The organism is Paraburkholderia sp. JHI869, from assembly GCF_038900775.1.
In the GTDB taxonomy this organism is placed as follows: Bacteria; Pseudomonadota; Gammaproteobacteria; order Burkholderiales; family Burkholderiaceae; genus Paraburkholderia.
In genome coordinates this window covers 63,107-76,762 of the sequence record NZ_JAYMSC010000014.1, presented here as the reverse complement: position 1 = coordinate 76,762, position 13,656 = coordinate 63,107, and the positions used below count along the sequence as shown (strand labels likewise).

General features: G+C 64.3%; 13 protein-coding genes. 4 read left to right on the top strand and 9 right to left on the bottom strand.

What is annotated here, in order from left to right:
• Positions 1–89: 89 nt before the first annotated feature.
• The 4 genes from VSR72_RS23370 to VSR72_RS23355 are packed head-to-tail and all read right to left on the bottom strand — an operon-like array spanning position 90 to position 3,460.
• Entirely contained in the window at positions 90–1,304 is a 1,215-nt protein-coding gene (locus tag VSR72_RS23370) for a porin (protein ID WP_342954712.1), read from the bottom strand.
• On the bottom strand, positions 1,240–1,758 hold the full coding sequence (locus VSR72_RS23365) for a hemerythrin domain-containing protein (protein WP_342954711.1): 519 nt from the start codon (positions 1,756–1,758) through the stop codon (positions 1,240–1,242). Before VSR72_RS23365 ends, VSR72_RS23370 begins: the two co-directional genes overlap by 65 nt.
• A 20-nt stretch (positions 1,759–1,778) precedes the next feature.
• Positions 1,779–2,300: a cupin domain-containing protein gene (locus VSR72_RS23360; protein ID WP_342954710.1), complete on the bottom strand. Its 522-nt coding sequence runs from the start codon at positions 2,298–2,300 to the stop codon at positions 1,779–1,781.
• 44 nt (positions 2,301–2,344) lie between these two features.
• The gene (locus VSR72_RS23355; RefSeq protein WP_342954709.1) at positions 2,345–3,460 is read right to left on the bottom strand and encodes an alcohol dehydrogenase catalytic domain-containing protein; all 1,116 of its coding nucleotides are present in this window, start codon (positions 3,458–3,460) and stop codon (positions 2,345–2,347) included.
• A 380-nt stretch (positions 3,461–3,840) separates the two neighbouring features.
• Between VSR72_RS23355 and VSR72_RS23350 the strand changes: the two genes are divergently transcribed.
• The 4 genes from VSR72_RS23350 to VSR72_RS23335 are packed head-to-tail and all read left to right on the top strand — an operon-like array spanning position 3,841 to position 9,015.
• A complete protein-coding gene (locus VSR72_RS23350) occupies positions 3,841–5,190 on the top strand; it encodes a Rieske 2Fe-2S domain-containing protein (protein WP_342954708.1) in 1,350 nt (449 codons plus the stop codon).
• A gap of 24 nt (positions 5,191–5,214) precedes the next feature.
• Positions 5,215–6,237, top strand: a complete 1,023-nt coding sequence (locus VSR72_RS23345; RefSeq protein WP_342954707.1) for a ring-hydroxylating dioxygenase ferredoxin reductase family protein — start codon at positions 5,215–5,217, stop codon at positions 6,235–6,237.
• A 27-nt stretch (positions 6,238–6,264) separates the two neighbouring features.
• Positions 6,265–7,590, top strand: a complete 1,326-nt coding sequence (locus VSR72_RS23340; protein ID WP_342954706.1) for an acetylornithine deacetylase — start codon at positions 6,265–6,267, stop codon at positions 7,588–7,590.
• 27 nt (positions 7,591–7,617) lie between these two features.
• Complete coding sequence (locus VSR72_RS23335; RefSeq protein WP_342954705.1) at positions 7,618–9,015, top strand: amidase; 1,398 nt, start codon at positions 7,618–7,620, stop codon at positions 9,013–9,015.
• 38 nt (positions 9,016–9,053) lie between these two features.
• Here the strand turns inward: VSR72_RS23335 and VSR72_RS23330 are convergent, their stop codons facing one another.
• The 5 genes from VSR72_RS23330 to VSR72_RS23310 form a co-directional block, all read right to left on the bottom strand.
• Positions 9,054–9,641: a winged helix DNA-binding protein gene (locus VSR72_RS23330; protein WP_342954704.1), complete on the bottom strand. Its 588-nt coding sequence runs from the start codon at positions 9,639–9,641 to the stop codon at positions 9,054–9,056.
• Between the two features lie 223 nt (positions 9,642–9,864).
• Positions 9,865–10,506 (bottom strand): nucleotidyltransferase family protein, encoded by a 642-nt coding sequence (locus VSR72_RS23325; RefSeq protein ID WP_342954703.1) that lies wholly within the window; start codon positions 10,504–10,506, stop codon positions 9,865–9,867.
• The gene (locus tag VSR72_RS23320) at positions 10,503–11,567 is read right to left on the bottom strand and encodes an XdhC family protein (protein WP_342954702.1); all 1,065 of its coding nucleotides are present in this window, start codon (positions 11,565–11,567) and stop codon (positions 10,503–10,505) included. Before VSR72_RS23320 ends, VSR72_RS23325 begins: the two co-directional genes overlap by 4 nt.
• The gene (locus VSR72_RS23315) at positions 11,564–12,766 is read right to left on the bottom strand and encodes a VWA domain-containing protein (protein ID WP_342954701.1); all 1,203 of its coding nucleotides are present in this window, start codon (positions 12,764–12,766) and stop codon (positions 11,564–11,566) included. Before VSR72_RS23315 ends, VSR72_RS23320 begins: the two co-directional genes overlap by 4 nt.
• Positions 12,760–13,656 (bottom strand): MoxR family ATPase, encoded by an 897-nt coding sequence (locus VSR72_RS23310; protein WP_342954700.1) that lies wholly within the window; start codon positions 13,654–13,656, stop codon positions 12,760–12,762. Before VSR72_RS23310 ends, VSR72_RS23315 begins: the two co-directional genes overlap by 7 nt.

Genomic DNA, 13,656 nt, shown 5'->3' with positions numbered 1-13,656 from the left:
AATTCACCCGGACTGCTGCGCGAACTTTTCCGCAAACCAGGTGAGACGCGAGGTCGCCTCTGGTGCCGGGCGAATGCAGCCGGGGTCGGTCAGAAAACGTGGTGGATGCCGATATCGACACCGACTGTCGTTCCGGGCGGTGCGTACAGCGAACTCGGCGAGTTGCCTCCATCGCCGATTTCAAGGCCGAGGTTCTGGTTGCCCTTGTTGTTCACCACGCCAACCTGCGCATACAGCCCAGTGGCCTTCGACAGACTGTAGTTGACCCCGAGCGCACCCATCAGCGACTTGCTGGACGTTTCGTCGCGGTTGACCATGTACCAGACGCCGCCATTCAGGTCGACCGTCGGGGTCACCTGATAGTCCAGACCGCCGTTCCACACATCGTTGTTGATCCCGCTACCGGCCATCTTGTAGTTCGTGAACGACCCCTTGGCCGTCACCGAACCGAACGTATAGCTGGCGCCGAGGGTGCGGCCGATCATGCCCAGCGTCGAGGGCAACGGCGAGACCGAGGGCCCCTCATTGCCGTTGTAGTAGGCCGCAAATACACCCAGACCGCTCCAGTGGTACGAAAGGTTGGCCGAATACGCGCGGCCGGCCTGGAAGTTGCCCGCCACCCCGCCCAGCGCATACATCAGACTGCCTTGAAAACCGGCCAGAACGGGACTCGTGTAGGTCACCGCATTGGCGGTGAAGATGCCGGTGACGACGGTGTTGTTGATGAACGGCACGAGGGAGCTACCGAGCTGCGACATATTGCGCGGATCGAGCGCATACACCGCGTCGAAGAACGGCGAGTACTGCAGACCCGCGCGCACCGTACCGAAGTTACCTCGCAAACCGACCCAGGCCTGGCGGCCGAAAAAGTTGCCGTTCGAATCGTTGAAACCACCGTTGGCGATGTTGATACCGCTTTCCAGTTTGAACTCGGCATGCAAGCCGCCGCCGAGATCCTCTTCTCCCTTCAGGCCGAACAGTGACGGCATCTGGCCGCTGTCGGTAAAACCGAAGAATTTGCCACCATTGCCGCCCGTGGCATTCCGGGTCTTGCTCAGATACAGCAAGCCAGCGTCGACAATACCGTACAGCGTCACACTACTCTGAGCTTGCGCCGCGACGGCGAAGCACAGCGCCGAACCGGCGAGGGCCGTTTTCAAAAGCTTCTTTTGCGTATTCAACCTTTGTCTCCATGTCTCATCTATGTCTAGAAACTGCGCGGGTGGGGTTGCCCCACCTTTAAAGCGTGGCGGCCGGCGCTTCGACCTGCAGATCGCGGCGCAATACGACTGGCGCACCGCCATGCAACTTCTTGTTGATCCACGCCGATAATGCGGAGTCCATATAGTCCGCATGCCCCGGGAACCAGTCGATCAGCGCCTGAGCCAGTCGCCTGACGTCCGATAGTCCGACTTCGCCGACCGCTGCCAATGCATTCACCTGCTGTACCGCATCGAGCACCTTCTGATGCTCGTCGAGATGGCACTCCATGGCCGGGAAGTCGGTCTTCGTCATCCACTCGTGCTCGGTCGCGAAGTGGGACAGCAGATGCGCCTCCACGGCCTGCAGGCAGACCAACGCAGTCTGCTGCGTGCAGTCCCGCAAGGCCATGACCACTTCGACGAATTCTTCATGGGCGTCGTCGATCGGCGCGTGACCGAGCAGCATCGCACTGCTCCATTCGAGCTTGGCGCCCACGGCGCGCGGCGGGTGCTGCGCATGGTGTACGGCCTGTTGCTTCATCGTTTGCGTTTCCACTTCGTTCCTCCTGCCGAGCCTTACTTGCGCTCAGCGCCAATCAGGATCGCAGCCATTACGGCCGGCTGCGCGCAGTTGTTTCGCCACGCGTGACGGGTACCGTTCTGGATCACGATATCGCCCGCTTTCAGATGACGTACCTGACCATCGTCGAGTTCGAGCGTCAGTTCGCCCGCCAGGATGATGTCGTAGTCCACCGAGGTGGTGCGATGAAAGCCCGAGCCATCGGGCTCGAAACATTCAGCGAGGCCTGGCAGATTCGCCGCGTACTCGGCACCCGCGGCGGCTGGATCAAAATCCGGCGAAGTCATCACGCTGTCGGGCGGGAATTGCACGATCATGAAGCGCGTGCCGTGCGGATCGGGAATCACCGAATCCAGGCTGACTACGGCATCACCGCCGGCATGCGGCAGCGAAGCGACACCCTGAAGGGTCGCCCACACCTGCGTGGTCTCGAAACCTGGAACCGCTGCATAGGCATGCCGCATTTCCGCCTGGCCATCAGAGAGGAATACTGACTTACCGTCCTTCTCGCCGGTCACGATACGTCTCACCATATTGTTCTCCTTGATAATTGCTGGATGGGTTATTGGCAGATCACGACGTTGACGAAGCCGCCAGCGCGCTTTTCCGCATCCGACAATGCTTCATTGGCCTGATCGAGTGGGTAGCGGTGGTGATCCAGCACATCGAGATCGAGCGTGCCGGCCGCGATCATGTTCGCGAGATCCTGCCCCTCGCCCACCGTGAACCACACCGAGCCGATGAGGCTGATTGCCGAGCACATCATCTCGTGCATGTTGATCGGCAACGGATCCGTCATCGAGCCGATCTCGACCAGCTTTCCGCCACGACGCAGCGTGCCGATCGCGTCGCGCGTCACCTGGTGCGGCGAACCCGGTCCGATGGCGTCGATCACGACATCGACGCCCATGCCGTCCGTTTCCCGGTGAGCCCATTGCGCCATCGATCCGGTTCCATAGGAAAACGTACGGATGCGATGAGGATCGAGAGACTGAACGCGCGCCAGCAGCGCTTCGTTGCGCGCCACGCACAGCACGCGGGTCGCCCCCATGGCACGCGCAATCTGCGTGGCGCCAAGTCCGAGCGTGCCGGTTGCCCCCACGATCAGCACCGTGCGTCCCGCACCGACACCACCCTTGCGCAAACCGGCATACGCAGTGCCGAGGTAACCGAATCGCGCGGCCGTCTCGAAGCTCACGGCCTCGGGCAGCTTGACCAGGCCGTCGGCGGGCGCCGTCGCGTACTCGCAAAAGCCGCCATACGGATATTGTTCGTAGATTTTTTTCGATTTCGGACCGAAGCCGAAGTAGCCCTGAAACGTGTACGCCTCGCAGTGGATCGGCTCGCCGACACGGCATGCATGGCACGAGCCGCAGGAACGCCCCGGATTGATATAGACACGATCGCCCGGCGTCAGCCCCGTCACCGCGGTGCCGACCTCCGCCACGACACCGGCCGTGTCCAGACCGTAGATTGCCGGCAGGTCCGGCACTGTGAGGTAGGCGCGATCGCCGTAATGGCTCATCACGTTGCGCAGATTCGGCACCACGCCGGACGCTTTCACCTGAACAATCACATCGGTCGGGCGCAGCAGCCTGGGGCGTGGAATCGTGTCGAGGACAAAACGTCCGCTCGCATCGTGAACGCGCATGGCGCGCATGGATTGGGTCGTGCTCATCGTGTGTCTCCTGTTGTCTGATTGGGGTAAATCCTCATCGGCGCAGGAGGCTCCGAAACCCTCGGAGTCTTCACTTTCCCTCGGGATATACCCCGAGGGCACCTGCCCCGCCTGCTTCCGGACGAACCTCGCCGCATGGCTGCCAGCACCGTCCGGCAAGGCTTTTCAGCGAACCGCCTGACTTCGATCAATAGAATTTTCATTGAACTGTGTTCGCACATTGATTGAACACAAATTGACTGTCAATTGATTTTTTCGTACTCTTCGCCACAGCTTCGAACATGAACCGCGTCGGCGGACTTGTTCAGCTGTCCGGAAACAGGCGCTCGTCGCAAGCGACGAAGCACCGTCCAATCGATAAAAGTCAGGAGATTCACGTCATGAGCGATACGCCCATCGTCCGCCGTCGCAGCAGCGGCCCGCGTCTGAACGACATCAGCGAGGCACGCGTCAACGATGCCAAGGTCCAGAGTCAGTACCAGCCCTACAAGGATGCCGCCTGGGGTTTCGTCAACCACTGGTATCCGGCGCTGTTCAGCAAAGAACTCGCCGAGGATGCGGTCGAGGGCATCCAGATCTGCGGCATCCCCATCGTTCTTCGCCGTGTCGACGGCAAGATCTATGCACTGAAGGACCAGTGCGTGCACCGCGGCGTGCGGATGTCGGCCAAGCCGATGTGCCTGACGAAGGACACCATCAGCTGCTGGTATCACGGCTTCACGTTCGACCTCAAGGACGGCAAGCTCGCGACCATCGCCGGCAATCCGGACGACAAGCTGATCGGCACCACCGGCGTGACGACCTACCCGGTTGAAGAAGTGGCCGGCATGATTTTCGTGTTCGTGCGTGAAGACGACTTCCCGCTCGAAGATGTGCCGCCGCTTTCCGAAGATCTGCCGATCCGCTTCCCGGACAACGACGAGCGCTTCCCGCACCCGCTGTGGCCGTCGGCCCCGAGCCTGCTCGACAAGGACGTCGTGGTGCGCGGCATGCACCGCACCGGTTTCGCCAACTGGCGTATCGCCTGCGAGAACGGCTTCGACAACGCTCACATCCTCGTCCACAAGGACAACGCGATCATTCACGCCAAGGACTGGGTGCTGCCGCTCGGCATCGTGCCGACCGCGGACGACTGCATTGCCACCGTCGAGGACGAGAACGGCCCGAAGGGTCTTGTGCAGTGGCTGTTCACCGAGAAGTGGAACCCCGTTCTCAAGAACGAGAAGGTCGGCCTCGAGATCGACAATCCGGTGGCGCGTCCGTACCGCACCTCGGTGTTCCTGCCGGGCGTGCTGATGGTCGAGAACTGGCCGGAAGAGCATGTCGTGCAGTACGAGTGGTACGTGCCGATCACCGACGATACCTACGAATACTGGGAAGTGCTGGTGCGCGTGTGCCCGACCGAAAAGGAGCGCAAGGCTTTCGACTACCGCTTCGAACACTTCTTCAAGCCGCTGTGTCTGCACGGCTTCAACGACTGCGACCTGTACGCACGCGAAGCCATGCACGACTTCTACGCCGACGGCACTGGTTGGGATAACGAACAACTGGTCGCCACCGACGTTTCGCCGATCACGTGGCGCAAAGTCGCTTCACGCTGGAACCGCGGCATCGCCAAGCCGGGCCGTGGTGTCGACGGCGCGATCAAGGCGGGCAGCATCCGCATGAAGCGCACTGCCGAAGGCAAGGCGCCGGCCTACTTCGTCGAGAAGATCGAAGAAGAGAACTAATCCAGCCAGTATTGAGGTATCCGTATGTCATCCGTTAATCATGTCACTCTGAAGTTCCGCGACGGAAAGGAGACATCGGTTGCCGTGCAGCAGGGCGAGAGCGTGCTCGATGCCGCTCTCGCTGCCGGAGTTCCGGTCCTCCATCAGTGCCGCTCCGGCTCGTGCTCGAGCTGCACGGGCCATCTGGTGGAAGGCCGGGCCGGCATGCGCGCCGGTGCGAGCTCGACCTTGCTGAAAAGCGAGTTCGACGCTGGCGAGCGCCTGTTGTGCCTGACCGAACCCCAAACCGACTGCACGATATCGCTCAACTACGAAAGCGATGTCGGCGCGACCAGCGCCGTCAAGGCGCATGCCTTCGTCGACAGCATTGAGAAGATCGCGACCAATGTCGTGCGCGTCACGCTCGAGCTGGCCGAAGGCGCGTGGCTCGACTTCCGTCCGGGCCAGTTCATCCAGGTCCGCGTGCCGGGCACCGACGTAACGCGCAGCTATTCCCCGTCCAGCACCGCGGCCGATCTGCCGAAAATCGAATTGATGGTGCGCCTGCTCGAGGACGGCGTGATGTCGTCGTGGCTCGAGAACGAGGCGCAGCCCGACGACGTGCTCGAAATCGAAGGTCCGTTCGGCAACTTCTATCTGCGCGAAAAAGTGCCTGCGCCGCACATCATGGTGGCCGGCGGCACCGGCCTCGCGCCGATCCTGTCGATGATCGATACGATTCGTCGCAAGCCGGGACGAAAACCACCCGTACTCCTAAGTTTTGGTTGCGCGACACCCGACCAGCTGTTCGGCATCGACGATATCGAACTGCGCAAGCATTGGCTGCCCCAGCTCGATGCACGCATTTCGGTCGACCGCGGCGATGGCAGCGATTACCTGATCGGCAATCCGGTCGATGCGCTGCGCGCCGACGACGTGCTGCATGCCGATGCCGTTGCCTATCTGTGCGGCCCGCCGCGGATGATCGAGGCTGCCACGCACCGGCTCACCGAGCTCGGCCTGCGACCCGAAAACATTTACGCCGAACAGTTTTCGCCGTCGAACTGACCGCGATCCCGACACGAGAGATATGCCGTGCTGACAACCACTCCATTGCCCTTCTCCGCCGAGCAGCGGACCTGGTACGAGCGTGCCTGCGCAAAGCTCGATCCGCGCCGCCTGCAACAGCTGCTCTACGAGCTGACCAACATCCACAGCCCGACCGGCGCGGCCCGCGAGGCCAGCGAATTCATGGCGCGCCATCTGGGCAATATCGGCATGAACGCCAGCTACCGCCGCATGAACGAGCGCACTGGCAACGTGGTCGGTGAAAAGCGCGGCAGCGGCGGCGGCGCCTCGCTGATGCTGTATTCACCGATCGATACGCACCTTGAAGGCGACGAGAGCGATAGTCCCTGGGTCGGGCCGACCGACCCGGTCGATCTGAAGCCCAGGGCCCGCATGGACGGCGACTGGGTGTTCGGACTGGGCGCGTCGAATCCGAAGGGCATGATCGCCACACTGACCGAGGTCGCGAACGCGCTGATCGAAGCCGACGTGCCGCTGACGGGCGACCTGCTCGTCGCGATGGCCGACGGCGGCATGCCGGTCGACGTGGCCGCGCGCGACCAGGCCGGCATGTCGGCCGGTGTCACACATCTGCTGAGCCGCGGTGTGGCGCCGGACTTCGCGATCGTGATGAAACCATGGAACTGGGTTTATCACGAAGAACCGGGCATGGGCTGGTTCAAGGTCAAGGTCAAGGGCACGCTGGGCTATGCCGGCGTGCCGCGCGGCACACCGGGCTTCCGCAGCTCGGTGGTGCCGGCCGCGCAAGTCGTTCTTGAACTCGAGCAGTGGCTGATCGAGTACGCCGAACGCAATACCTCGGGCGTCGTCAAGCCACATGGCTGGATCGCGGGTGTCCAGGGCGGCTGGCCGGAACGTCCGGCCTTCCCGTCCGCGGTCACGGAAATTTTCTTCGATGTCCGTATCAATCCGCGCACGAGCCCGGGCGAGGTCAAGGCACAGTTCGCAGTGTTTATGGCGGAACTGCAGGCACGCCACCCCGATTTCGATCTGGACTGGGACATGTACGGCTCGGTGCCGGGCGGCACCACCTCGCCCGAGAACTGGATCATCCAGTCTGCGCGGCGCGGCTGGGAGCACATCGAACAGCGCACGCACCCCACGCCCGACTATCTGGGCGGCCAGACCGACGGCGCCGCGCTGCGACGCTTCGGCATCCCGACCGCGCGGATCGGCTGGCCGTGGCCCGCCGAGGGTTCGCCGGAGCCGCTCGCCGAAGGCCTGGGCGGCATGGGCGCCACCTATATCCCCGACCTGATGCCGTGTGCCCGCAAGATCCTGTACGCGGTGATCGACACGCTGACCCGTCCGCGTGCGGTACTCGGCCTTTAAACCTTCAGTCCGGAGTCTCATCCGATCATGTCAAATTCCGATCTGCACTACCTGGACATCGGCACGCTCGCGCAGATGATTCGCACGCGAGACGTTTCGCCGGTGGAAGTCACCCAGGCCATGCTCGAACGCATCGAACGTCTCGACCCGAAGCTGCATAGCTATGCGTTCGTGATGCGCGAGCAGGCGCTGGCCGACGCAAGAGACGCCGAGCGCAAGGTCCTGGCGGGCGAGACGGTCGGCCCGCTCCACGGCATACCGCTCGGTGTCAAGGATCTGTTCTGGGTGGCCGGCGCGCCCGCCGCGGCAGGCACCACCATTCATCAAGACTTCGTCCCGACCGAGGACGCGACTGTCGTCCGGCGGCTGCGCGAAGCCGGCGCCATCGTGCTGGGTAAACTGCAGATGACCGAGGGGGCCTTTGCCACGCATCACCCAAGCGTCGCGGAACCGGTCAACCCGTGGGGGGCGAACCACTGGGCCGGCGCCTCGTCGAGCGGCTCCGGCGTGGCCACGGCCGCCGGCCTTTGCTATGGCGCGCTTGGCACCGACACCGGCGGTTCGATCCGTTTTCCGTCGGCCGCCAACGGCCTGACGGGCATCAAGCCGACCTGGGGCCGCGTCAGCCGCCATGGCGCCTTCGAACTGGGTGCGAGCCTCGATCACGTTGGCCCCATGGCGCGCAATGCTGCCGATGCCGCGCTGATGCTCGGCGTGATCGCGGGCTACGATCCGCTCGACCCCACCTCATTGCCGCAAGATCGCCTTGCATGGCCCGAACAGGCCGGGGACCTGCGCGGCCTGCGTATCGGCATCGATCCGATCTGGAATACCGAGGGCACCGATGCGGTGATCGTCGAGGCGCTCGAGCGCGTGCTCAAGGTGCTTCAGGATCTCGGCGGCGAGATTCGCGAGGTGCGCTTCCCGGCGGTCCGTACGGTGGTGGACGAATGGCAGGAAGATTGCGGCGTACAGGTCGCGCTCGCGCACGCTGACACGTATCCGCGCCTCGCCTCGGAGTACGGTCCGGCATTGACCCGCCTGATCGAGATCGGGCACGAGACCAGCGCCCGGCGCTATCAGCAGGTCCTGTTGAATCGTGCCGCGCTGCGCGGCAGGGTCAACAAGGTGATGAGCGAGATCGATCTGCTAGTCGCACCCGTGCAGCCGTTTGCGGCGCCGACGCACGAGCAGTTGGGGGCGCTCGCACAGGACCCGGATCTCAACGCACGCCTGATCCAGTTCACCTCGCCGTTCAATTCGACGGGACATCCAAGCATGGCCCTGCCGTGCGGCCTGACCGCCACAGGCATGCCGATCGGCTTCCAGTTCATCGCGCCGCATGGCGGCGAAGGCGCGCTGTGCCGCGCGGGCATGGCGTTCCAGCGCGCCACGCAGTGGCACAACGCACATCCGGGGATCTGAATCGCGACAGGAGGACTCGGCGCCGCAGAATGCGCGCGTCAGTCCCCCGCTGCCTTGCGCGTCTTGCGCGCCGGCTTGGGTTTGGGCGCCGTTTCGATGATCTGCGGTGTAATGGTCGCTGAATCGCGCGCCGCCTCTTCGTAAATGCCCGTGAGCAGTGACATGAAGCGTGCGCCTTTTTCGAACTTGTCCTGGACATCGGCAATTTCCTCGAGGCGCTTGACGAGGATTTCCTGGCGGACTTTGTAATACTCGTCAGTGAGCTTCACGCCCAGTTCGCTCGCCACGTACGAGTACGTCTTGCTGTTGTTGTCCTTGTGCTTTTCGATCAGACCAGCCGATTCGAGCTTTCTGAGGCTGTACTGGATGTTGGGGATGTCGTCCCGGTTCATCAGACGCGCGATGGTCGCGCTGTTCTTGGGCCGCTCCTGCATGCGAATGACGTGCAGGATGACATGCTCCTGATACTTGATATCGACGTCTGCCGCGATGGTGATCATGCCCGTCGTCAGCACGAAGCGGGAAAATGCCTCATAAAAGCGGATCAGCGACCATTCGAATTCGGTTGCCTGGTACTCCATGTCCGACTTTGCGAGGTGCCACCCGCGATAGAATTTTGGTTCCATTCCTCAACCCGAATAACGTTACGCGCCACCGGTCCCCGCTTATCCGTCGCATATGGCTTTCGCGGCCATCAACAGTCATACCTGCGGCGAATGGGAACAGTCGGGCGATATTAAATCGATCATCCACTGATTTGCGATCGATAGTTTATCAATCATTGCCGTCCCGGGGCGCGGTTTACGGACAATCGTCTATTCCGTCAGGTTCGGGCTCGTCATGCTCCCTTTAAAAGTCGAGTGGCACGCGCGTCGTTGGCACGCCGCCTTCCACTCGTGCAATGACGCTCAGGTAATCGGCGGGTGTATCCATGTCGACGCAAAAGCGGTCATGCGCCGCCGCATGGAGAAACACTTCGCCACCGTGCTCGGCGATCAACTTGCGGCAGCCAGGGTTCACGCGGCCGCCCACGACCTCGGGGCAATAGCTCGACGCAAACACCACAGGATTGCCGCGCGCGCCTTCGCACATCGGCACGAGGATCGATCCGAACGGCATCGACGCGTAGGCCTCGATCAGCTCGCGATAGTCGGCCGCTTCAAGGAGCACCTGGTCGGCGAGGCAAATCATCACGGCGTCGCACGGCGCCTGCAACGCAGTCACGCCGCTCGCGACCGATGTCATCTGTCCTTCCCGGTAGCGTGGGTTGCTCTGAAAGCGCACGTCGAGGCCGTCGAGCGCTTCGAATACGGCTCGACCGTTGAATCCGGTCACGACGACAACCTCCTGGGGCTGTGCCGCAACAATCGCGCGCACGACGCGCCGCACGGCAGGCTCGCCGCACACCGGCAGCAGCAACTTGTGGCGGCCCTCCATGCGCGTGGACAGGCCCGCCGCAAGCACGACAGCCGAAAACCTCACGCCGCTCATCGCTCCTCCTTGCGGAGGTCGGCCGGTTCGCCCAGATAGCGCTCGGGGTCACGCTCGAACTCGGACTTGCAGCAGTCGCAGCAGAAGTACACCTTGCGTCCGCGATAGTCGACCACGTGTTTCGCCTTCGCAATCTCGACGCTCATGCCGCACACGGGGTTCACGTAATGTCCCGCCTCCGCCACGGGTGCGCCTGGCGCCTCGCACGGCGGCAATGGCGGAACGGTTTCCGTGTCGAACGTCTCGCGCGGCGCCGCGGACCGCGCGGCAACCTCCTCCATCTCGTGCCGCAGCGCGACGAGTCCCGCCACGGCGCCCAGCGCAATCTCCTGCGGCGTGTGCGCATGGATCGCCGGCCCCGCCGGTGCGTGCAACGCCGCGAGCCGGGCCTCGTCGATGCCGCGCAGGCGCATTGCCTCGCGCAGTCGCTCGGCTTTTCTGTGGCTCGCGATCAGGAGCACCGCCGCCGCCGCGCTGCGCAACGCGGCTTCGAGTGCATCTTCGTCGCGCTCGCCTTGCGTCGCGACCAGCACGAACGACGTACCGGCACGCTCCAGCGCCGCAGCGTCGAAGCCCGGCTGCCCGGCTCGCGCGACGTCGGCCGCCATGCTGGCGCGAAACCCTACGCGCCGCGCGAGCACACACGCTTCCTGTGCCGCGGGCGTGGCGCCCAGCACGGCCACGAGCGGCGCGGGCACGGTGGGCTGGATGAAGAGCTCCAGCGCGCCATTGCTCGCGCACGGCATGGCGTGCGCCTCGACTTCAGCTTCGGCTGCCGCCGGCTCGTTGCTGATGCGCACGCGCCGTGGCTGCCCCGTGCGGATCGACTGCCGCGCGGCCTCGATGACGATCGTCTGCGAGCAACCGCCGCCTACCCAGCCATGCAGCGCGCCGTCGGCCTCCACCAGCGCCTGGGCGCCGACGTGCGTCGAGGTGGGCGGCGCTGCACGGATCACGGTGACGACCGCGAACGGCGCGCCTGCATCGATCAGCCGCTGTTCGAGTTGCAGCAGATCGGCGGCGTCCGGAAGGGTCGCGCTGGAATCGGCATGAACATTCATTGCAGCGCCTCGAGTATTTGAGGAAAGATCCGTTCGAGTCCCGCGAGGTCGCGGGCGCCGGCAAACAGGTCGAGATGCGGCAGCGCGGCCTGCATGCCCACGCTGACTGGCGCGAATCCCGGGCGACCGGCGAGCGGGTTGAGCCAGACGAGCGAACGGCAGCGCCGCCGGATCGCGGCAAGCGCTTCGCCGAGCTGCGTCACGTCGCCGGCGTCGTAGCCGTCGCTGACGATCACGACCGCAGTACGCGCGTGCAGCAAGCGCGACGCGTAACGCTCATTGAACCCGGCGAGGCTCTCGCCGATACGCGTCCCGCCGGCCCAGCCCTCCGAGATGAGATGAAGGCGTTCCTGGGCGCGGCGCGGATCGGGGTCGCGCAGCGCTTCGTCGACGCAGACGAGCCGCGTATGGAAGATGAAACTGTGGACGTCGGGCAAGCGCCCGCTGAGCACGCGCGCGAGCCGCAGGAAAAAGAAGCTGTAGAGGCTCATCGAGCGGCTCACGTCGAGCAGCAGAACGATGCGCGGGCGCTGCCGGCGCTTGCGCCGCCATCCGAGCTCGACCGGCAGCCCGCCGCGCGAGACGCTGCGGCGCAGGGTCCAGCGCAGATCGATCGTGCGCCCGAGATTCGCGCGCTGCTCGCGTCGCGTCTGGATGCCGCGCAGGCGCTGGGCAAAGCGGCGGATCGCGGCGTCGATGGCGAAGAGTTCGCTGCGATCGTTCAGATGGCGCAAATCCGCGTGCGCCAGCGATTCTGCCTGCGTGGCGCCTTCGTTTGCGGCGGCGCCCTCTTGCGACGCGCCGTCGCCGCGTCCTGCGAGCGATATCGGCGTGCCCTCGCTCGCGTCGGACGGTCCGCAGGCTCCATCGTCGCGCGCAAGCGGTCCAGCGCCGCCAGCACGCGTTTCGACGAGCTTGCGACGGTTTGGCGCGAGGAAATACGCGTCGAACAGTTCGTCGAAGCGCCGCCATTCCTGCGCGCGCGAGCACAGGAGCGCACGCAGGCTCCAGCGCAGCACGTCGCGGTCTGTCTGGCCCATGCGTTGCACCACATCGAGCGTTGCGGCAACGTCCGCGCTCGTCACACAGAACGCGTTCGCGCGCAGCCAGCCAGCGAAGCCCGCATAGCGGGCGACGAGGCGATCGGCAAGATCGCGCGGGGCAGCGCCTGGCAGCAGGGTGTCGATTCCGGTCAGCATGACGCCACCAGTTTTTCGACCACCGGCCGCGTAAGACTGGCCTGATCCTCGCGCGTTTTCACGAGCGCGGCGAGCGAATCCATCACGCGGTCCACACCGTTTTCGTCGAGCGCGCTCACGCCAAGGCGCAGCAGCGCGGCCACCCAGTCGAGCGTTTCCGCGAGGCCGGGTTTGCGGCGCAGCGCCATCTCGCGCACCGCATGCACGAATTCGACGATCTGAGCCGCCAGCGCCTCCGGCACCTCGGGAACCTGGGTCCGCACGATCATGAGTTCGCGCTGGAACGACGGGTAATCGACGTACTGATAGAGGCAACGGCGGCGCAGTGCGTCGGAGATTTCGCGCGTGCCGTTCGAGGTCAGGATCACATAGGGCCGCTCGGTCGCGCGGATCACGCCAAGCTCGGGAATCGACAGCTGGAAATCCGAAAGCAGCTCGAGCAGGTAGGCTTCGAACGCCTCGTCGGTGCGGTCGATTTCGTCGATCAGCAGCACGGGCGCGGGCGTAGTCGTGATGGCTTCGAGCAGCGGGCGCTTGAGCAGATAGCGCTCGGAGAAAATGTCCTGCTCCTTGTCGCGCAGCGGCCGCGCGTCCTGCTCGAAGAGCTTGATCGCCAGTAGCTGGTGAACGTAGTTCCACTCGTAAAGCGCCGCGTGCGCGTCGAGGCCCTCGTAGCATTGCAGGCGGATCAGCGGCGCGTCGAGCAGGCGCGCCAGCGCCTTCGCGACTTCAGTCTTGCCGACACCCGCCTCGCCCTCCAGCAGCAGCGGGCGGCGCATTTCCATCATGAGCAGCAGTGCAGCAGCGAAGCTGCGCTCCACGATGAACCGGTGGCCCGCGAGCTTCGCCTGCAGCGCGAGGACGTCCGGCATGCGGTCGGTCGGCGTCAT

Bases quoted from the DNA above. Each gene is read 5' to 3' on its own strand.
- VSR72_RS23370 (WP_342954712.1), bottom strand. From the start codon at position 1,304: ATGGCGGTGCGCCAGTCGTATTGCGCCGCGATCTGCAGGTCGAAGCGC.
- VSR72_RS23355 (WP_342954709.1), bottom strand. From the start codon at position 3,460: ATGAGCACGACCCAATCCATGCGCGCCATGCGCGTTCACGATGCGAGC.
- VSR72_RS23350 (WP_342954708.1), top strand. From the start codon at position 3,841: ATGAGCGATACGCCCATCGTCCGCCGTCGCAGCAGCGGCCCGCGTCTG.
- VSR72_RS23345 (WP_342954707.1), top strand. From the start codon at position 5,215: ATGTCATCCGTTAATCATGTCACTCTGAAGTTCCGCGACGGAAAGGAG.
- VSR72_RS23335 (WP_342954705.1), top strand. From the start codon at position 7,618: ATGTCAAATTCCGATCTGCACTACCTGGACATCGGCACGCTCGCGCAG.
- VSR72_RS23330 (WP_342954704.1), bottom strand. From the start codon at position 9,641: ATGGAACCAAAATTCTATCGCGGGTGGCACCTCGCAAAGTCGGACATG.
- VSR72_RS23325 (WP_342954703.1), bottom strand. From the start codon at position 10,506: ATGAGCGGCGTGAGGTTTTCGGCTGTCGTGCTTGCGGCGGGCCTGTCC.
- VSR72_RS23320 (WP_342954702.1), bottom strand. From the start codon at position 11,567: ATGAATGTTCATGCCGATTCCAGCGCGACCCTTCCGGACGCCGCCGAT.
- VSR72_RS23315 (WP_342954701.1), bottom strand. From the start codon at position 12,766: ATGCTGACCGGAATCGACACCCTGCTGCCAGGCGCTGCCCCGCGCGAT.
- VSR72_RS23310 (WP_342954700.1), bottom strand. From the start codon at position 13,656: ATGACGCCGACCGACCGCATGCCGGACGTCCTCGCGCTGCAGGCGAAG.